At 72.6% G+C, this 18,112-nt stretch carries 17 protein-coding genes; 6 read left to right on the top strand and 11 right to left on the bottom strand.

Annotated elements, in window-relative coordinates:
* The first annotated feature begins 1 nt into the window (after nt 1).
* Both ACFXKG_RS12015 and ACFXKG_RS12010 read left to right on the top strand, forming a co-directional pair.
* Nucleotides 2–970: a pseudouridine-5'-phosphate glycosidase gene (locus tag ACFXKG_RS12015; protein WP_384836108.1), complete on the top strand. Its 969-nt coding sequence runs from the start codon at nt 2–4 to the stop codon at nt 968–970.
* Entirely contained in the window at nt 967–1,884 is a 918-nt protein-coding gene (locus ACFXKG_RS12010; RefSeq protein ID WP_384836105.1) for a carbohydrate kinase family protein, read from the top strand. The genes ACFXKG_RS12015 and ACFXKG_RS12010 overlap by 4 nt, the downstream gene beginning before the upstream one ends.
* 66 nt (nt 1,885–1,950) lie before the next feature.
* Here the strand turns inward: ACFXKG_RS12010 and ACFXKG_RS12005 are convergent, their stop codons facing one another.
* Together ACFXKG_RS12005 and ACFXKG_RS12000 are read right to left on the bottom strand one after the other, a co-directional pair.
* Nucleotides 1,951–2,592, bottom strand: a complete 642-nt coding sequence (locus ACFXKG_RS12005) for a uridine kinase (protein WP_384836102.1) — start codon at nt 2,590–2,592, stop codon at nt 1,951–1,953.
* A 100-nt stretch (nt 2,593–2,692) separates the two neighbouring features.
* Complete coding sequence (locus tag ACFXKG_RS12000) at nt 2,693–3,385, bottom strand: winged helix-turn-helix transcriptional regulator (protein ID WP_384836099.1); 693 nt, start codon at nt 3,383–3,385, stop codon at nt 2,693–2,695.
* An 81-nt stretch (nt 3,386–3,466) separates the two neighbouring features.
* Here ACFXKG_RS12000 and ACFXKG_RS11995 point away from each other — a divergent pair, with 81 nt between their 5' ends.
* Nucleotides 3,467–4,678, top strand: coding sequence for a pyridoxal phosphate-dependent aminotransferase (locus tag ACFXKG_RS11995; protein WP_384836096.1), 1,212 nt, complete (start codon nt 3,467–3,469; stop codon nt 4,676–4,678).
* Nucleotides 4,679–5,182: 504 nt separating this feature from the next.
* Here the strand turns inward: ACFXKG_RS11995 and ACFXKG_RS11990 are convergent.
* Nucleotides 5,183–5,914 carry a hypothetical protein gene (locus tag ACFXKG_RS11990; protein ID WP_365808568.1) on the bottom strand — a complete coding sequence of 244 codons (732 nt, stop codon included), beginning with the start codon at nt 5,912–5,914 and terminating at the stop codon, nt 5,183–5,185.
* A gap of 186 nt (nt 5,915–6,100) precedes the next feature.
* Between ACFXKG_RS11990 and ACFXKG_RS11985 the strand changes: the two genes are divergently transcribed.
* Entirely contained in the window at nt 6,101–7,258 is a 1,158-nt protein-coding gene (locus tag ACFXKG_RS11985; RefSeq protein ID WP_384836093.1) for a S1 family peptidase, read from the top strand.
* A 123-nt stretch (nt 7,259–7,381) separates the two neighbouring features.
* On the opposite strand, the gene ACFXKG_RS11980 is transcribed toward ACFXKG_RS11985, so the two are convergent.
* From ACFXKG_RS11980 to ACFXKG_RS11960, 5 genes are all read right to left on the bottom strand, one after another.
* Entirely contained in the window at nt 7,382–7,837 is a 456-nt protein-coding gene (locus ACFXKG_RS11980; protein WP_384836090.1) for a hypothetical protein, read from the bottom strand.
* 67 nt (nt 7,838–7,904) lie between these two features.
* Nucleotides 7,905–9,152: an SWIM zinc finger family protein gene (locus ACFXKG_RS11975; protein ID WP_384836087.1), complete on the bottom strand. Its 1,248-nt coding sequence runs from the start codon at nt 9,150–9,152 to the stop codon at nt 7,905–7,907.
* Complete coding sequence (locus ACFXKG_RS11970) at nt 9,149–12,061, bottom strand: DEAD/DEAH box helicase (RefSeq protein WP_384836084.1); 2,913 nt, start codon at nt 12,059–12,061, stop codon at nt 9,149–9,151. The genes ACFXKG_RS11975 and ACFXKG_RS11970 overlap by 4 nt, the downstream gene beginning before the upstream one ends.
* Nucleotides 12,062–12,159: 98 nt before the next feature.
* The gene (locus ACFXKG_RS11965; protein WP_384836537.1) at nt 12,160–13,641 is read right to left on the bottom strand and encodes a carboxylesterase/lipase family protein; all 1,482 of its coding nucleotides are present in this window, start codon (nt 13,639–13,641) and stop codon (nt 12,160–12,162) included.
* 31 nt (nt 13,642–13,672) lie between these two features.
* Complete coding sequence (locus ACFXKG_RS11960; protein WP_384836081.1) at nt 13,673–14,764, bottom strand: slipin family protein; 1,092 nt, start codon at nt 14,762–14,764, stop codon at nt 13,673–13,675.
* Between the two features lie 274 nt (nt 14,765–15,038).
* Between ACFXKG_RS11960 and ACFXKG_RS11955 the strand changes: the two genes are divergently transcribed.
* Together ACFXKG_RS11955 and ACFXKG_RS11950 are read left to right on the top strand one after the other, a co-directional pair.
* Nucleotides 15,039–15,380, top strand: a complete 342-nt coding sequence (locus ACFXKG_RS11955) for a hypothetical protein (RefSeq protein ID WP_384836078.1) — start codon at nt 15,039–15,041, stop codon at nt 15,378–15,380.
* A 64-nt stretch (nt 15,381–15,444) separates the two neighbouring features.
* Complete coding sequence (locus ACFXKG_RS11950) at nt 15,445–15,798, top strand: DUF6343 family protein (protein ID WP_384836075.1); 354 nt, start codon at nt 15,445–15,447, stop codon at nt 15,796–15,798.
* Nucleotides 15,799–15,865: 67 nt separating this feature from the next.
* Here the strand turns inward: ACFXKG_RS11950 and ACFXKG_RS11945 are convergent, their stop codons facing one another.
* The 3 genes from ACFXKG_RS11945 to ACFXKG_RS11935 form a co-directional block, all read right to left on the bottom strand.
* A complete protein-coding gene (locus ACFXKG_RS11945; protein WP_365808552.1) occupies nt 15,866–16,240 on the bottom strand; it encodes a tetratricopeptide repeat protein in 375 nt (124 codons plus the stop codon).
* A 49-nt stretch (nt 16,241–16,289) separates the two neighbouring features.
* Nucleotides 16,290–16,895 (bottom strand): dephospho-CoA kinase, encoded by a 606-nt coding sequence (gene coaE / locus ACFXKG_RS11940; protein WP_384836072.1) that lies wholly within the window; start codon nt 16,893–16,895, stop codon nt 16,290–16,292.
* Between the two features lie 96 nt (nt 16,896–16,991).
* A complete protein-coding gene (locus tag ACFXKG_RS11935; RefSeq protein WP_384836070.1) occupies nt 16,992–17,936 on the bottom strand; it encodes a PAC2 family protein in 945 nt (314 codons plus the stop codon).
* Nucleotides 17,937–18,112 lie beyond the last annotated feature (176 nt).

The following is an 18,112-nucleotide window of genomic DNA, read 5'->3' as shown; positions in this document are numbered from 1 at the left end:
CATGCCGGACACCGAAACCACCGCATCACAGCTCTCCCCCGAGGTACGGGAGGCACTGGCCGCGGGCCGCCCCGTGGTCGCCCTGGAATCGACGATCATCGCGCACGGTCTGCCGCGCCCCCGCAATCTCGCGGTCGCCGAGGAGCTGGAAGGGCTCGTACGGTCCGGCGGCGCCGTTCCCGCGACCGTGGCCGTGCTCGACGGCAGGCCCCGTGTCGGCCTGGACAAGGAGCAGTTGGCGCGGGTCGCGCGGGACGACTCCGTACGGAAGCTGGGCCATCGCGATCTCGCGCCCGCGATCGCGACGGGCGCGAGCGGCGCGACGACCGTGTCCGCGACGGCGTTTCTCGCCGCGCGCGCCGGGATCCGGGTCTTCGCGACGGGCGGCCTCGGCGGGGTGCACCGCGGCTGGGCCGAGACCCAGGACGAGTCCGCCGATCTGCGGCTGCTGGCCAGGACACGGATCACGGTGGTCTGCGCGGGGGTCAAATCGATCCTGGACGTCCCGGCGACGCTCCAGCGGCTGGAGACGCTGGGTGTCCCCCTCCTCGGCTACGGAACGGACCTCTTCCCCGGCTTCTACCTGTCCTCCTCCGGCGAGCCTGTCGACTGGACGGTGCGGACGCCCGAGGAGGTCGCCGCGGTGATGGGCGCGCAGGACGCGCTGGGCGGCCCGGCCGCGGCGCTCGTCGTCGCCAACCCCGTACCGGAGGCGGACCAGCTCGATCCCGCGCTGCACGACCGCGTCCTCACGGAGGCGCTCGCCGCGTGCGCGGAGCGGGGCATCAGCGGTCAGGCCGTCACCCCGTTCCTGCTGGACCTGCTGATGCGGCGGACCGGGGGCGCCTCGCTGGAGGCCAATCTCGCGGCGGTGCGCGGCAACGTCCGGCTCGCGGCCCGGATCGCCGTCGCGGCCGCGCGGAAGGAAGGCGCGTGGGCGGAAGGCGCACGAACGGAAGGCGCCGGGTGACGGGCCGTCACGGCCGCCCGGACGGCGGACTACTGGTGATCGGGGACGTGGTCACCGACGTGGTGGCGCGGTACGGCACCCCGCTCGCCCACGGGACCGACACCGCCGCCGAGATCCGTACGCTGCCCGGCGGCGCCGGGGCGAACGCCGCCTGCTGGGCGGCGCACTCCGGCTGCGCGGATGTCCGGCTGCTGGCCGGCGTGGGCGCGGACGCCCGCGACTGGCACGCGGAACGGCTGCGGCGCGCCGGGGTACGGGCCCGCCTCGTCGTCGACGCGCGGGCCCCGACGGCCACGGTCATCTGCCTGGTCGACGCGTCCGCCGAGCGCACCCTGCTCACCGACAGCGGCGCCGCGCTGCGTCTGTCACCCGCCGAGTGGTCGCCGGAACTGCTCGACGGGATAGGCCGGCTGCATCTCTCCGGCTATCTGTTCTTCGCCGGTACCAGCCGTCCGCTGGCTCTCGCCGCTCTGGGCTCGGCGCTGGAACGAGGCGTTCCGGTAAGCGTGGACCCCGCGTCGGCAGGCTTCCTCAAGGAGCTGGGGGCGGACCGATTCCTCGCGGTGGCCGAGGGGGTGGAGACCCTGCTCCCCAACGCGGACGAGGCCCGGCTGCTGACCGGCCTGCCGGACCCGGCGGCCGCCGCGGCCGAGCTGAGCCGGCGGGTGCCGGTCGCGGTGGTGACCCTGGGCGCCGACGGGGCACTGGTGGCCGAGCGGGGCGCGGTCACGGCCCGGATCCCGCCGTTGCCGGCGCGGGCCCTGGACTCGACGGGCGCCGGGGACGCCTTCACCGGCGCGTTCCTGGCGGCGCGCCTCGACGGAGCGAGCCCGGCACACGCGGCGGAGGCGGGCTGCCGGGCGGGCGCGCGGGCCGTGGAGATCCCGGGCGGGCGACCGCCGGTGACGGGCTGACGAGCGGCATGGACAGGCCATCCGGCTCCCCAACTGCCCGGCTACGGCGGCTTCCCGGTTACCCGGCTACGCGCCCAGGCCGCCCCACGCCGGGTGGCGCGGATCGTCGGTCCGTACGACCACGTCGGCGGTCGCGGCCAGGTCCACCTCCGTCTCGTACCGCTCGAAGGCGGGGAGCGTCCAGCGCTCGCCGGGGTCCGTACGCCGCCCGAGCGCGCCCGGCGACAGCCGCAGATGCACCGTGAGGTCGAACGGGAACCAGTGCCCCAGCAGCAGGGGCCCGTGCAGCACCAGCACCCCGCCCGGCGCGAGTTCGCGGTGCGGGGAGCGGGTCGCCCGGTCGGTGGCCGGGTCCCAGAGGTCGGGCAGGACGCGACCCGTGCCGCCGGGATCCAGCGGCCCGAGCACCTCGCGCCAGAGGGCGCCGGTGTCGAACCATCCGCTGTAGTACGTGTCGGGGTCCTCGCGCCCGTACTCGTACCGCAGCGACGCCGGGCGCAGGAAACCGCCGGTACCGACGGCCAGCACCGAACGTCCCCGTAGCCGCAGTGCCTCGGCGAGCGCGGCGGCCGGCCGGTCGGGCCGGGCGGCCGGGGCTCCGTCGAAGGCGACGCGCAGCCAGGGGCCGCCGTCGGCCGGCGGGGTCTCCATGACCCGGTCGGCGAGGGCCTCGGTCAGCCGTTCCCAGGTGATCGCTTCGAGTCGCACCGGTCCATCATCGTCCAGCGGCCGGCGCCCCTGGCACGGCTACCACCGGAGCGGGCGCCCACCGGGGAGACCCGGGAGGGCGCCCACCGGACAGGAAACCTCATTTGCCGCGCAGGGCCTTCGCGAGCGCCCCTTCCCCCGTCACCTCGATCCGTCCGTCCCGTACCCCGTCCGCGACCGTCAGCGCGCCCGCACCCAACGCGCGGCAGGTGTCGGCGTCCAGGGTGAGACAGGCGTCGGGACGGGGCGCGGGACCGTCGCCGTACACCGGTCGGCCGTCGTCCGGGGCCGCTCCGCCGTTCCCGAGCCGTACGTGGAACACCCCCTCGTCGAGCCGGACTTCCACCACCCCCTCCGCGGCGTCCAGGACCCCCGCCGCGTCGAGCGGCCCCGACAGCGCCCGCAGCAGCGGCACCGCGAACCAGTGCGCCCGTACCGCGTCCGTCGGCAGCCGCTCGTCCAGCGCCGGAGCGCCCCACTCCGCCAGCGCGGCGAGCACCGGCAGCAGCCGCCGTCCACGCTCCGTCAACACGTAGACGTACGCGGCGGCGGGCGGCGGCAGCCTGCGTCGCGTGGCCAGTTCGTCGCGCTCCATGTCCTTCAGCCGGGACGCGAGCACATCCGTGCTGACGCCGGGCAGATCCGCGTGCAGGTCGGTGTAGCGGCGCGGACCCGCCAGCAGTTCACGGACGATCAGCAGGGTCCATCGGTCGCCCACGGCGTCGAGGGCGCGGGCGGCGGCACAGTACTGGTCATAGCTTCGGCGACGTGGCATGCGACGCAGTCTAGACATGTCGTTGGACTTTCCAAGCTCACACTTGGTAAAACCAAGTATCGCAGTCAAGGTCGGACTCAAGGTCGGGGAGGCCAACGCATGGAATTCCGGCAGTCGAGCAAGCTCAGTGAGGTCTGTTACGAGATCCGCGGCCCGGTGATAGAGCACGCCGACGCGCTGGAGGAGGCGGGCCACAGCGTGCTCCGCCTCAACACCGGCAACCCCGCGCTCTTCGGGTTCGAGGCGCCGGACGAGATCCTGCAGGACATGATCCGGATGCTGCCGCAGGCGCACGGCTACACGGACTCGCGCGGCATCCTCTCCGCACGGCGCGCCGTCGCCCAGCGCTACCAGAACCTCGGGCTGCCGGATGTCACGGTCGATGACGTCTTCCTCGGCAACGGCGTCTCGGAGCTGGTCTCCATGGCCGTACAGGCGCTGCTGGAGAACGGCGACGAAGTACTCATCCCGGCCCCCGACTTCCCGCTCTGGACCGCCGTCACCACCCTGGCGGGCGGCCGGCCCGTGCACTACCTCTGCGACGAGTCCGCGGAGTGGTACCCGGACCTGGACGACATGGCGTCGAAGATCACCGACCGCACCAAGGCCGTGGTGATCATCAACCCCAACAACCCCACCGGCGCGGTCTATCCGCGCGAGATCGTCGAGGGCATCCTCGATCTCGCCCGCCGGCACCAGCTCATGGTGTTCGCCGACGAGATCTACGACCAGATCGTCTACGACGACGCGGTCCACCACACCGCCGCCTCCCTCGCCCCCGACCTGGTCGTCCTGACCTTCAGCGGGCTCTCGAAGACGTACCGTGTCGCCGGCTTCCGCTCGGGCTGGCTCGTCGTCACCGGCCCGAAGCAGCACGCGCGCAGCTACCTTGAGGGGCTCACGATGCTTGCCTCGATGCGCCTGTGCCCCAACGCGCCCGCCCAGTACGCCATTCAGGCCGCGCTCGGCGGCCGGCAGTCCATCAAGGAGCTGACCGCGCCGGGAGGCAGGCTGTACGAACAGCGCGACCGCGCGTGGGAGAAGCTCAACGAGATCCCCGGCGTGTCGTGCGTCCGGCCGAAGGGCGCGCTGTACGCGTTCCCCCGGCTCGACCCCAAGGTGCACAAGATCCACGACGACGAGCGGTTCGTCCTGGACCTGCTGCTGCGCGAGAAGATCCAGGTCGTCCAGGGGACGGGCTTCAACTGGCCGCGTCCCGACCACTTCCGGATCCTCACGCTCCCGTACGCCGACGATCTCGACGCGGCCATCAGCCGCATCGGCCGCTTCCTGAGCGGATACCGCCAGTAGACGGATGCCCGAAGAAACGAACCCGGGAACCCCGGGAAAAGGAGCGGACCCGGGGGCGTAGCCAACCTCCCGGGCCCTGAGATGCCACCCATCGAGCACGCCGGCACGTTTAAGAACCCAGGTCAGTCATGAAGTCGTCGCGTCCTGCCTTTGGACCACCGCGCATCGAGCTGCGCAGGCCGGAGTTGAACCGGCATTTCGACGTCCGGGGCCTGGGCCCGTTCGATCCGGCGATCGGCGGCGAATGCTGAGTCTGGAGCAATAGTCTGAGATTGATCGCGGTCTGCCTCTGCCCGTTGGGCTACCGCGGCCCGTCCATCCGTACGGATGTGCCGCGGGGAGGACTCGAACCTCCACTGGAACCGCGCCGTCACGACAAGCCTCAGTTTCAGCTTGCGCTCCTCGCGCACCCCGGCACACACCGGAACAGGGCTCAAGCCCTGCACCGACGGCCGGGGAATCATGGGGAACTGCTCTGTGTTACGTGAGCGAGGTTACCCGAAACTACCCGAACAGGTAGCCGAATACGGCGTCACCCACTCGCTCGTCGGTGACCTCCGCGCTGTTGGCCTCCTCGCGGGCGAACTTCACCGCCTGCTGGAGCTTCTCGACCCGGTCGAGCAGTTCGTTGACCCGGCGGGCCGGCAGCGCCCCGCTGAATTTCACCGTGGTCCAGTAGCCGACGGGAATGTCCTCGTAGTACACCTCGACCTGCGCCGGGTGCTTCTCCGTGGCCTCGGCCTTCACATGGTTGCGCGGCACCTTCTTCGTACGGAGTGTCCGTACGGCCTCGGTCTTCCACGCGTCCGTGGACGGGTCCTGGCTCCAGGACTCCGCCGCGTCCAGCACCGGCAGCTTGCGCACGAAGGTGTTGAGGTCGGTGAGCTGCTTCTCCAGGAAGAGCAGGTACGCCACCGGCGCGTCGCTCACCAGCACCCGGCCGTCGACGGTGACATCGGCGCGCGCCGTGCAGTTCGCCCAGTCCTTCGTGGCGGTCACGTCGAACAGCCGCGTCAGGGTCTTGGCCGTCTCCCGCAGGACATCCTCGGCCTTGACCTGGACCCGGGTGGACTCGGGCGGAAGCTGCTCGCCCTCCTCGTCCTTCGCCTGGTAGGTGCGGGAGATCCCGGCCAGCAGCGCCGGCTTCTGGAGGCCGTGATGCGCTGCCGTCAGGTCCTGGTGGGCCTTGGACTTGACGCCCTTTTCGACGGCAATTATCTGATTGAGTTTCGCCACGGCACCGACCCTAACAAGCCGGCCACCCGCGATCGAACGGATAAACGATCGAACGCGCCCCGGAGTCCATCGTTGGTATGGACCTGTCAGGCATCCTCCGCTACGCTCCGGCTGGCATCGCCTGAAAGCGCTCTCAGGCGCTGCTGTTCCACCCCCACGATGCTGGAACACAGAAGGGCAATTTCCTTGAGACGCACAACAGTTGTACGCACCGGTCTCTCCGCGCTCCTCCTCGTCGGAACCTGGGTGACCGCAGGGATCGCCCCCGCCGCCGCTACCCCCTCCACTCCCTCCGACGTCAAGGCCCCGGCCTCCGCGGGCATGCTCACGGCGATGCAGAAGGACTTCGGCCTGACGGAGAGCCAGGCCGTGGCACGGCTGGCCGCGGAGAAGACGGCGGCCGCCGTCGAGACCAAGGCCAAGCGTGCGGCGGGAGCGTCGTACGGCGGCTCCTGGTTCAACGCGGACAGCGGCACGCTGACCGTCGCCGTCACCGACGCGGCCAAGGCCGACGCGATCCGGGCGACCGGCGCGACCGTACGCCTGGTCGAGCACAGCGAGCGGCAGCTCGACGCGGCGAAGGACCGGATCGACGCGCTCGCCGACGACGCCCCGGCGGGTGTCAGCAGCTGGCGCGTGGACACCAGGACCAACCAGGTCGTGGTGGACGTCGTCGCCTCACGGAAGAACGACAACGATGTCCGCGCCTTCGTGGCCCAGGCCCGCGAGGCCGGTCCCGTCACCGTCGCGGAGACCGCCGAGGCCCCGTCGACCTTCGCGGCGGGCACGGTCGGCGGCGACCCGTACTACACGGGCAACGTCCGCTGTTCCATAGGCTTCTCGGTGCAGGGCGGCTTCGTCACCGCCGGCCACTGCGGCTCGACCGGTGCCCAGGTCAGGGGCTGGGACAACTCGTACATCGGCAACTTCCAGGGCTCGACCTTCCCCGGCAACGACTACGCGTGGGTGAACGTCGGCAGCGGCTGGTGGACCGTGCCGGTCGTCCTCGGCTGGGGCACCGTCTCCGACCAGCTCGTGCGCGGCTCCAACGAGGCCTCGATCGGCGCCTCGATCTGCCGTTCCGGCTCCACGACGCACTGGCGCTGCGGCAACGTCCAGGCCAAGAACGTCACGGTCAACTACTCCCAGGGCGCCGTGTACTCCATGACGCAGACCAGCGTCTGCGCCGAGGGCGGCGACTCGGGCGGCTCCTACATCAGCGGCGACCAGGCCCAGGGTGTCACCTCGGGCGGTTCCGGCAACTGCACCAGCGGCGGTACGACCTTCTTCCAGCCGCTCAAGCCGATCCTCAACCGCTACGGCCTCACCCTGCACACGGCCTGACGCGGGACGGCACGCGCGACCTGCCGCGCGTGACCGGCCGCACAGCCGGCTGACGGAAGCCTGTCGCACGGACCCGGGCCGCGATGACCGCCCGGCCCCCGCGCGGCAGGCTTTCGGCTGTGCTCACTCACGTTCGCGGGAGCCGTAGTGCCGGCCGCCGATCTTGTCGATATCGCCGATCTGATGGCCGATCTGGAGGACCGGTTCGTTGAACGTGCCGCCTTTGATCGTGTTGTGCAGATGAGTGGCCTGCTGGGTCGACGGAGGCGGGCTCAACTCGTCCAGCAGCGACCGCAGTTCCGCCGCCGCCTCCGGGTCCGCGCGCAGGGTGCGGCGCAGCCGGTTGCGCCACTCCGCCTGGATGTCGCTCGCCGCCTCCGCGTCGTCGTCCTGCCGGGCCGCGGTCAGGTCCGCGTGCGCGGTGTCCAGATCCGATCCGACGGACTCCGCGGATCCCCAGCCCCGCGCCGCGAAGAATCTCGCCACCCGGTCACGGGCCGCGCTCCAGCCGTCCGTCGCCATCTGCTGGACGAGTGTCGTCGCCCCTGCCGCCGCCAGTGCCACCAACTCGGCTTCCACAGATCCCCCTTCAACCGCTGTGCGATGTGTCCGCTTACCGAGGTACGGGAGTGAACGAGCTTACCGGTCACCTCCCGAGCAGGGCGGTGAGTGCGCCCACCGGGTCCGTGTCGGGGGTGCCGCGGGGCCACCAGTCCTCCCGGCCGCGGTCCGACTCGTAGCCGTACCAGATCCCGTCGCGGCCGAAGCGGAGCTGGAGGGAGTCGGTGGAGAGCTGGTTGCGCCTGGGGCGGAAGTGCGGGAAGTCGGCGGCGATGAGGGCCGGGCGGGCCCGGTCGAAGGGGCCTGCGGGCGGGTCCCAGGGCTCCTCCAGCACGGTCAGCCCCGCCAGGCCGCCCTGACGCCAGGCGGCGACGGCGCGGGCCAGGTCGGTGGGGGTGCGGTGGAGTGCGGCGGCCAGGTCCCGGTAGAGGGCCCGGGTGGAGGCCGTCAGCCCCGAGCCGGGGTGGGCGGCGGCCAGGCGCACCGCGTCCTGCCAGGGGGTGAGGGCGCCGACGGGGTCGAGCCCCGTGGTGAGGAGGGTGTGCGCGCGGGCCGCGGCCTCGGTGGCGAGGAGGTCGAGGGCGAGCGGGTCGGGAGCGCCGGGCGACTGCGGGTAGACGGGCGGCCGGCCCGGGTGCGCGGGGACGGGGAACGGCGGCGGGAGCTGCGGGAGTGTGCGCGGGGCGAGGGCGGTGTACGCGTCGACCGTGGGCATCGGCGGTGCGGACGTGCTCCGTTCGGCAGCGGAGCGGGCGGCGTTGCGGCGCGTCAGATCGGCGAGGACTTCCTGCTCGCCGCGGCCCCGGAGCAGGAAGAGGACGAACGGGTCCTCGTCGAGGAGCCGGGCCGTCTGGTAGCAGAGGGCCGCCGCGTGCTTGCAGGGGTAGCCGTCGTCCGGGCAGGAGCAGTCGGGGGTGAGGTCACCGGCGGTGGGCAGCAGGTCGGCGGAGGCCGCGAGGGTGTGCGGCATGGCCTTGTCGAGCAGCGCGGCGATGTGGTCGGGGCGGGCCGCCGCGGCGTCGAGGAGTTCCTCCCAGCCGGTGTCGTCGAGGGTGCGCAGGCGGATCTCCGTACGGTACGGGCGCGGCCGGGAGCCGTGGACGTACGCCATGACCCGGCCGGGCGTGACAGTGATCGCGTCGACATGGCCGCCGCCCGCGTACGTACGCCCGCGCTGGAGCCGGGCGGTGTCGAGGGCGGTGTCCTCCATGGACTCCACCCAGGCGTTGCCCCACCAGGTCTCGGCGAAGTCGGCGCCCTCGCGCGGGCGCGCCGGCAGGGCGGGGAACGTACGGCGGCGGTCGTCGTGCCGAGGAGTGCGGGCGGCGGTCATGACAGCCTCCTCAGGGAGACCAGATCGCCCAGCTCACGGTCGGTCAGCTCGGTGAGCGCGCTCTCGCCGGAGCCGAGAACGGCGTCGGCCAGTGCCTTCTTGGAGGCGAGCATCTCGGCGATCCGGTCCTCCACCGTGCCCTCGGCGATGAGCCGGTGGACCTGTACGGGCTGGGTCTGGCCGATGCGGTAGGCGCGGTCGGTGGCCTGTTCCTCCACAGCCGGGTTCCACCAGCGGTCGAAGTGGACGACATGGCCGGCCCTGGTCAGGTTGAGGCCGGTGCCGGCCGCCTTCAGCGAGAGGACGAAGACGGGCACCTCACCGGATTGGAACCGGTCGACCATGCGCTCGCGCTCCGCCACGGGCGTACCGCCGTGGAGCAGCTGGGACGGGACCGCGCGGGCCGCGAGATGCGCGGAGAGCAGCCGCGCCATCGACACGTACTGGGTGAAGACCAGGACCGAGCCGTCCTCGGTGAGGATCGTGTCGAGCAGTTCGTCGAGCAGGGCGAGCTTGCCGGAGCGGCCGGTCAGCCGGGCCGGGTCCTCCTTCAGATACTGCGCGGGGTGGTTGCAGATCTGCTTGAGGGAGGTGAGCAGCTTCATCACCAGGCCCCGGCGGGCGATGCCCTCGGACTCCTCGATCGCGGCCATCGTCTCGCGGACGACCGCCTCGTACAGCGACACCTGTTCGCGGGTGAGGGGGACGGGGTGGTCGCTCTCGGTCTTGGGCGGCAGCTCGGGCACGATCCCGGGGTCGGACTTCTTCCTGCGCAGCAGGAACGGCCGGACCAGCCGGGCCAGTCGCTCCACCGCCTCTTCGTTGTCGACGTCCTTGACGTCGACGCTCTTCGCGTTCTCCACATTCTCGACGATCCTCGCGTGGCGGGCGCGGAACGCCTTCAGGGAGCCGAGCAGCCCGGGGGTGGTCCAGTCGAGGAGGGCCCACAGCTCGGAGAGGTTGTTCTCCACAGGAGTGCCGGTCAGCGCGACCCTGGCGGGCGCCGGGATCGTACGGAGCGCCTTCGCGGTGGACGAGAAGGGGTTCTTGACGTGCTGCGCCTCGTCGGCGACGACCATCCCCCAGGGGTGCGCGGCCAGGGTCTCGGCGCTGCCGCGCATCGTGCCGTACGTGGTGAGGACGAAGCCGTCCGTCACCTCGTCCAGGGTGCGTCCCGCGCCGTGGAAGCGGTGCACGGGGACGCCGGGGGCGAAGCGGGTGATCTCGCGCTGCCAGTTGCCCAGGAGGGAGGCGGGGCAGACGACCAGCGTCGGGGCGGGGCGGGCGCGGTGCAGATGGAGGGCGATGACCGTGACGGTCTTGCCGAGGCCCATGTCGTCCGCGAGGCAGCCGCCGAGACCGAGCGAGGTCATCAGGTCGAGCCAGGCCAGGCCGCGCAGCTGGTAGTCGCGCAGGGTGGCGGCGAGCGCCGGGGGCTGCGGGACCGCCCCCGGGCCCGCGACCAGCCGGTCGCGCAGCGCCGCCAGCGCGCCCGTCGGGACGGCCTCCACCGTCGCGCCGTCCACCTCTGCCGTGCCGGTGAGGGCGACGGCCAGCGCGTCGACGGGCTCCAGCAGGCCCAGCTCCCGCTTGCGCGCCTTCCGTACGAGCGCGGGGTCGACGACCACCCACTGGTCGCGCAGCCGGACGATCGGGCGGTGCGACTCGGCGAGGGCGTCCATCTCCTGCTCCGAGAGCGGGTCGCCGTCGAGCGCCAACTGCCAGTTGAACTTGAGCAGTTCGGCACTGTCGAAGAACGGGGTGCCGTCGGTGGCCGAGCCGGGCGCGGGACGGACGACAGCGGCGGCCGTGAGGCTGCGGGCCAGCTCCCGGGGCCAGTGCACGGCGACGCCCGCGTCCGCGAGGCGGGCCGCCCCGGGCCCGAGCAGCTCGTACAGCTCGTCCTCGGAGAGCGGCAGCGCGTCGGGGACGTCCCGCTCCAGGAGCCGGGCGAGCGGTGTCCAGACCCGGGCCGCGCGGCGCAGCGCGAGCATGGCGTCGATCCGGGCGCGCGGGCCGAAGCTCTCACCGCCGCCCGCCCAGAGTCCGGCCGCGTCGATGACGAGGGTCGGGTCGGCCAGGCTGTGGATCTGGACGAGAGCCGCCCCGGACCGGCGCACATCGTCCGGGGACTCGCCGTCGGCCCGGCCCTCCCTCCCGAGGACGTCGGGGGCCGTCTCCGTGTGGTCGAACAGTTCGTAGGCCGACAGGTCGAGGCGCAGCGAAACCCGTACGCCCGCGTCCATGCCGGCCGCCGCCTCGGCCGCCCAGGGCCTGGCGCCCGGGAGATGCTGCGGGGCCCGCGCGGCGAACGGCTTCCCCGCCGCGTACGCCGCCGCGGGGGTGCGGGGCAGGGAGTCGGCCACCGCGTCGAGGAACGCCCGGACCAGCGCTTCCGGTTCGGGGAGCAGGAGAGGGCCGTCGCCGGGCAGCGGCACGGGATGGGCCTCGGGCGGCATGGCCGCGGCGACGGCGCGCAACTGCGCGATGTCGTCGGCGTCGAGCGGGCCGGCCCGCCAGGCGTCGTGGTCGGAGGCGGTGAGCCCGGGGAGCAGCCGGCCCCGCGCGGCCAGCTGGAGGGCGTGCAGCGCGGCGGCGCCCCAGCAGGCGGACGCCGGGTGGGCCGTCCTGTCGCGCCGGGCACGGACCAGCAGCGGGACCGCGTCGGCGACGGACATCATCACGGCGGGGACCGTGACCGCGCGGACACCGCCACCCGCGCCGCCACCGGCAGCGCCGCCACCGCCGGCGCCGAGTCCGTCGCGCCGTACGACCGTCAGCTCGTCCCCCGGCGCCTCGGGCAGCTCCCCCTCCGGCGCCCAGAAGGCGACCCGGCCTTCGCGCGGCAGCCCCGCGGGCAGGAAAACGGCTGCGTGGCGCACCAGCCCCGCGGTCCCGTGCGACGTCATGGTGCTCCCCCTCCTGCCTCGAACGGCCAAGATCCGATTACCTCTGCGAGTCTAGGCGGGGGGTCTGACACTGCCCCTCGGCCGAGTATCTCCGCAGGTCAGCGCAGTCCGTCCCAGAGTTCACGCTCCCGTGGCCGAAGGTCACGCACGGCGGCGGAGGCGGCGCCGGGGCCGCCGCCGAACACCATCGTCGTACGCGTGTCCCGGTCGTACGGCGCCCAGCCCGGGTCGCCCGTCCGCGCGAACGCCACCCACGCCCGGTGCATCGCGCCGGCGAGCTCCGCCGGCGGCCGGTCGCCGAGCATCGGGGTGTACGCCGGGTGGTCCGGGCGGTCGAAGACGAACCCCAGCTCCGCGCCGTGGCAGGCGCCGAGGACCCGGCCGGGCCCGTCTCCGTGGCGGAAGAGGCGAGGGGAGCGCCAGGCGAACTCGTACAGGTACGCGCCGGGCACGGACTCCGCGAGGCGGACCGCCGGGATCCGGTAGAACCAGTCGGTGGCCAGGGCGTCGAACACCTCGCCGGGGCTCGCGCCGGGCCGCGCCTCGCGGTAGACCGCCGACGCCCTGTCGGGGTCGGGCCCGTAGGCGGCGGCGGTCGCGCGCAGCTTGGACTCCGGCAGCGCGTCCAGCCGCCCGGTGGGCACGAGGAAGAGCCGGTACTCCTCCCGGTTGCTGCCGGCCAGCAGCCGGACGCCGCAGTCGGGGCCGGGCAGGGGCAGCTCCGGGAGGACCGGTTCGAACGGCATCATGTTGAGCGCCGCCTCACCCCAAAGCTCCGGGTCGGGCCGGGCGCCGATCTCCGCGCGCAGCTCGCTCTGCGCCGCCAGCAGCCGGTCGCCGGACACGGCGGCGAAGGCGTCCGCGGTGGGCGGTACCGACAGCTTCGCGGCCAGCCGGGCGGTGATCAGCCGCGCGGACGCGGGGCGCAGGAAGTGATGGGCCGCGCCGCTCTGGAGGATCGCCCCGCGGAACAGACCGCGGGCGCGCTCCGTCGCGAGGAGGACGCCGATGCTCATCGCCCCGGCCGACTCCCCGCAGAGGGTGACACGGTCCGGGTCACCTCCGAAGGAGGCTATGTTCTCCCGTACCCACTCCAATGCGGCGATCTGGTCGAGCAGCCCCCTGTTGTCCGGTACGCCGTCGAGATGGAGGAAGCCCTCGGCCCCGAGCCGGTAGTTGATTGTCACGCACACCACGCCGTCGCGGGCGAACGTACCGCCGTCGTACGCGGGCAGTGATCCCGAGCCGTTCGTGAACGCCCCGCCGTGCACGAACACCAGCACCGGAAGGCGGGCCTCCGGACCGGCCGCCGGGGTCCAGACGTTCAGGTTGAGGCAGCTCTCCCCGGGCGCGCCCGGGACGGTGTGCTGCGGCAGGAGGGCGTCGAGCGGCGGCGCGTACGGGGCCTGCGGCGCCGTCGGGCCGTAGCTGACCGCGGGCCGGACGCCCTCCCACGGCTCGGCTGCGTGCGGTCGGCCGAAGCGCGGGGCGGTCGCGTACGGGATCCCCAGGAACTCCGTCACCGACGGGAACGGGGCCGCCCGGCCCGCGACCCGGCCCTGCCGGGTCGCGCACCACACCGTAGGCCCTCGGCGCGCCACGCCCCGCCGGTCAGATGTGCGGCTGGACGTGGGGCCGGGCCGGTGGCGACGCCTCGTGGGAGACGAGCCGCTCGCTCAGCGCGTCCGGCTCCGCCTCGGCCCGCGCGGGCGTGCCGACGGGTCCCGGCGCCTCTGCCCTCCCTGGTGCCGCGGCCGTCCCCGGCTCGTCGAGCGGTTCCGGCTCCGGTTGCAGTTCCGGCTCCGGCTCCGGCTTCTCGACGGACCGGTACGGCTCGGCCGAAGGGGTCTCCGGGGTCCCGGTGCCCGCCGACGGGGCCGCCGGGGCCGGTGCGGCGACTCCGGCGACTCCGGAGACCGCGTCGACCGCCTGCGCGGCCTCGGCGGGCGTGGCCCGCTCCAGGAAGCGCAGCAGTTCGACCGGGAACGGCAGGACGAGGGTGGAGTTCTTCTCGGCGGCGACCGCCACGACCGTCTGGAGCAGCCTCAGCTGCAGGGCTGCGGGCTGTCCGGACATCTGCTTGGCGGCCTCGGCGAGCTTCTTCGACGCCTGGAGCTCCGCGTCCGCGTTGATGACGCGGGCCCGCCGCTCCCGGTCGGCCTCCGCCTGGCGGGCCATCGACCGCTTCATGGTCTCCGGCAGCGACACATCCTTGATCTCGACGCGGTCGATCTGGACGCCCCAGCCGATCGACGGGCTGTCGATCATCAGCTCCAGGCCCTGGTTGAGCTTCTCCCTGTTCGACAGCAGGTCGTCCAGGTCGCTCTTGCCGATGATCGAGCGCAGCGATGTCTGCGCCATCTGCGAGACCGCGAACCGGTAGTCCTCGACCCGGATCACCGCGTCTGCCGCGTCGACCACCTTGAAATAGATCACGGCGTCCACGCGCACCGTGACGTTGTCGCGCGTGATGCCGTCCTGTGCGGGCACCGGCATCGTCACGATCTGCATGTTGACCTTGTGCAGCCGGTCCACGAACGGGATGACCGTGGTGAATCCCGGACCCCTGATGCCTTCTCGCAGCCGCCCGAGGCGCAGGACCACGCCGCGCTCGTACTGCTTGACGACCCGGGCCGCCGCCATGGCGTACAGCCCGCATGCGCAGACGGCGGCTATGACCGCTACGACCAGTTCCTCGACCATGATGGGCCCCCTGACGCCTGACGCCGGACCGAGGTGCTATTAACCACGGTATGCCTTGTATGACCCGGTGGTCGAGACGCGCGGAGCGGGAAGATACCGGCGCGTAGCCCGACCGGCCGCGCTCGCGGTGCCGCGGTGGTCCGGATCCGGCAGGGTGACCAGCACCTGCCCGCTTTCCGCCTCCTCCCCGCCCGTTTCCCGCTCTCCTCCCGCCCGATTCCGCCGCTTCCGCCGATTCCGCCGCTTCCGCCGCTTCCGAGACGAGGGCCCGCACATGTCCGTGACCGATCACCGGCGCCTCGGCATCGCCGCCGGGACCGCGCTCCTGACCCTCGCCGTCGCGGGCTGTTCCGGTCTCGGCCGGGCCGCGGTGGGCACCATCACGTACGACACCGGGCAGAAGCTCCGGATCCAGGTGACCACCCCTTCGGTCACGGGCTGTCACCGGCTGAAACCCGTCGGCGCGGTCTCGATCGCCAATCGCACCGTGCTCGACCTCGTCGCGTACCCGACAGCCGACTGCACCGGCAAGAACACGACGTACATCGCCACGACGCTGTCCGATGTGATCGCCCCCGGCGCCGGGCCCTGGCGCAGCTACTCGATCGTGCACTGACGCGTTCACCGGCGCGTCGCGCGGGTACACCAGGGGTGAGGGCGGAACGGGAGGTGCGAGAGCCATGCGGCGCACCGGAAGTGAACCTGTCACCGCGCGCAGCGCACTGCGGATGCGGTTCTGGCTGAGCCTGTGGGGGCTGGTGTGGACCGGCCTCGGCACCGCCGCGTTCGCCGTGGCCGGCAGGCCCGGGTGGGCGGCGGCCTGCGGGGTGCTGGTGCTCATCGTCGCGATCGATCTGACCGTGGTCCTGCGGCGGATCCGGCAGGGGCCGCGCTTCCAGCCGGGCCGGGAGGTCCCGCCGTACCCACCGGGTCATGGCCCGAACCCGGTCCTGCCGCAGGACCGTGAGCGCATCCGCGACGTGGAGCGTCACCGGATGCGCCGGCGCCACCGCACCGGGCACCACACCGTCTGAGGTATCTGCCCGGCGCGGGGGACGCGCGCCTCGCCGAGGCGCGCGTCCCCCGCGTGTCCCACCTGTCCTACGTGTCCGACGCCTTCGAATCGAAGCGCGCGGCCTCCAGATACTCCGGCTTCGGGTCCAGCGCCGCCGCGAGTCTGAAGTGCCGCTTCGCCTGCTCCGGCCGCCCCGACCGCTCGAACGTGCGGGCCAGCGCGAAGTGCGCGAACGCGTTGTCCGGCTCCCTCTCCAGGACGAGCTCGAATTCCAGCTCGGCGGGGCGCAGTTGCGCGGCGGCGAAGAACGCGCGGGCGCGCAGCAGCCGGGCCGCGGTGTTCTCCGGGTGGGACGCGATCACCGAGTCCAGCAGTTTGACCGCTCCGCGCGGGTCACGCGCGGCCAGAAGCTGCTCCGCCGCGCGATAGTCGATGATGTGGGTCTCCGGGCTCTCTGGCACGTTCGCATCCTTCCCTTACTTCGCGCTCTCAACGCCGCGCACAGCGGCGCTATTCCTCGCGGCGGGCCTGTTCGGTCGCCGTCCGCCAGACCTCGCGTACCTGCGGTTCCAGCAGCTCCAGCGGACCGTCGTTGTCGATCACCACATCGGCGACGGCGCGCCGTTCCGCGCGGGTGGCCTGCGCCGCCATCCGCTCGCGCGCCTCGCGCTCCGTCATCCCGCGCAGCCGTACGAGCCGGTCCAGCTGGGTCTCGGGGGTGGCGTCCACGATCACGACGAGGTCGTACAGCCCCGACATGCCGTTCTCGACGAGCAGCGGTACGTCGTGGACCACGATCGCGTCCGGGCCCGCCGCCGCCTCCAGCTCCCCCGATCGCGCCCGCACCAGGGGGTGCACGATCGCGTTCAGCGCCCGTAGCCGCTCAGGATCACCGAAGACGATCCGCCCGAGCCCCGGCCGGTCAAGGGCGCCGTCGGGGGTGAGGACGCCCGGGCCGAACTCGGCCACCACGGCTGCCAGCCCCGGCGTTCCCGGCGCGACCACGTCCCGTGCGATCCGGTCGGAGTCGATCAGCACCGCTCCGTATCCGGTCAGCAGGCGAGAGACCTCGCTCTTTCCCGAACCGATTCCGCCGGTAAGTCCCAACCTCAGCATGGCGCAAGCCTAGGCCCTGGACGGACCGGGGCCCGTACGCGGCCACAGCACACGCACGGGCCACCTAGGCCGGCGACGCAGGCCCGCGACCGGGCGTCACGCGCCGCCGTCGCCCTCCCGCTCCGCGAGGAACTTCTCGAACTCGCGGCCGATCTCGTCGGCCGACGGCAGCTCCGCCGGCTCGGCGACCAGGCTGCCCCGCGTCTCGGCGCCGGCCATCGCGTCGTACTGGTGCTCAAGCCCCTGCACCATCGTGACCAGTTCGTCGTCGCCCTCGCCGAGCTGCCGCTCGATCTCGGTCTGGGTGCGCTGCGCCTCCGTACGCAGGGAGTGCGCGACGCTCGGCAGCACCAGCCCCGTCGCGGCCGTGATCGCCTCCAGGGCGGTCAGCGCCGCGTCCGGGTACGAGGACCTGGCGACATAGTGCGGGACATGCGCGGCGACACCGAGCACATCGTGCTCCGACTCCATCAGCCGGTACTCCACCAGCGATTCCGCGCTGCCGGGCACCTGTGCCTCGTCGAACGGGGAGCGATGACCCGGCATCAGATCGGTGCGGTTTCCGTGCGGTGTGATGCCGACGGGACGCGTGTGCGGCACACCCATCGGGATCCCGTGGAAGTTGACGGACAGTCGTACGCCGAGGCGATCGACGATCTGCCGTACGGCCAGGGCGAAGCGCTCCCATTCCACGTCCGGCTCGGGGCCCGAGAGCAGCAGGAACGGAGCACCCGTGGCGTCCTGGACCAGCCGTACGTCGAGCGTGGGCGTCTCGTAAGCCGTCCAGCGGTCACGCCGGAAGGTCAGGAGCGGGCGCCGCGCGCGGTAGTCGACCAGCCTGTCGTGGTCGAAACGGGCCACCACCTGGTGGGGCAGCGACTCCAGCAGGTTCTCGACGATCTGGTCGCCGGTCTCCCCCGCGTCGATGTAGCCGTCGAAGTGGTACAGCATGACCAAGCCCGCCGACTCCTGCGCCAGCGCCATGTCGACGACGGCGAGGCCCTTGGGCTCCCACTCGTACAAACCCTGCGGTTCAAGCACGGTTACCGCTCCTCCTCGTATTCATAACGAAGAACGCGTCATGGGGCGCAGGCATTCCCCACGTCCCACCCGCCTAACCTCCCGGACCGTGCGCCTTCTTGAACGGATCGGGACACGCACACACGCGGGCACGCGAGCACCCGCACACAGAGACACGCACACGGGGACACGCGTGA

Origin of the sequence: Streptomyces sp. NPDC059255 (genome assembly GCF_042752355.1) — a bacterium.
Taxonomy (GTDB): Bacteria; Actinomycetota; Actinomycetes; order Streptomycetales; family Streptomycetaceae; genus Streptomyces.
This window is presented reverse-complemented; position numbering and strand designations above follow the sequence as displayed.

Bases quoted from the DNA above. Each gene is read 5' to 3' on its own strand.
- ACFXKG_RS12015 (WP_384836108.1), top strand. From the start codon at position 2: ATGCCGGACACCGAAACCACCGCATCACAGCTCTCCCCCGAGGTACGG.
- ACFXKG_RS12000 (WP_384836099.1), bottom strand. From the start codon at position 3,385: ATGTCTAGACTGCGTCGCATGCCACGTCGCCGAAGCTATGACCAGTAC.
- ACFXKG_RS11995 (WP_384836096.1), top strand. From the start codon at position 3,467: ATGGAATTCCGGCAGTCGAGCAAGCTCAGTGAGGTCTGTTACGAGATC.
- ACFXKG_RS11975 (WP_384836087.1), bottom strand. From the start codon at position 9,152: ATGACCGCCGCCCGCACTCCTCGGCACGACGACCGCCGCCGTACGTTC.
- ACFXKG_RS11970 (WP_384836084.1), bottom strand. From the start codon at position 12,061: ATGACGTCGCACGGGACCGCGGGGCTGGTGCGCCACGCAGCCGTTTTC.
- ACFXKG_RS11960 (WP_384836081.1), bottom strand. From the start codon at position 14,764: ATGGTCGAGGAACTGGTCGTAGCGGTCATAGCCGCCGTCTGCGCATGC.
- ACFXKG_RS11955 (WP_384836078.1), top strand. From the start codon at position 15,039: ATGTCCGTGACCGATCACCGGCGCCTCGGCATCGCCGCCGGGACCGCG.
- ACFXKG_RS11950 (WP_384836075.1), top strand. From the start codon at position 15,445: ATGCGGCGCACCGGAAGTGAACCTGTCACCGCGCGCAGCGCACTGCGG.
- coaE (WP_384836072.1), bottom strand. From the start codon at position 16,895: ATGCTGAGGTTGGGACTTACCGGCGGAATCGGTTCGGGAAAGAGCGAG.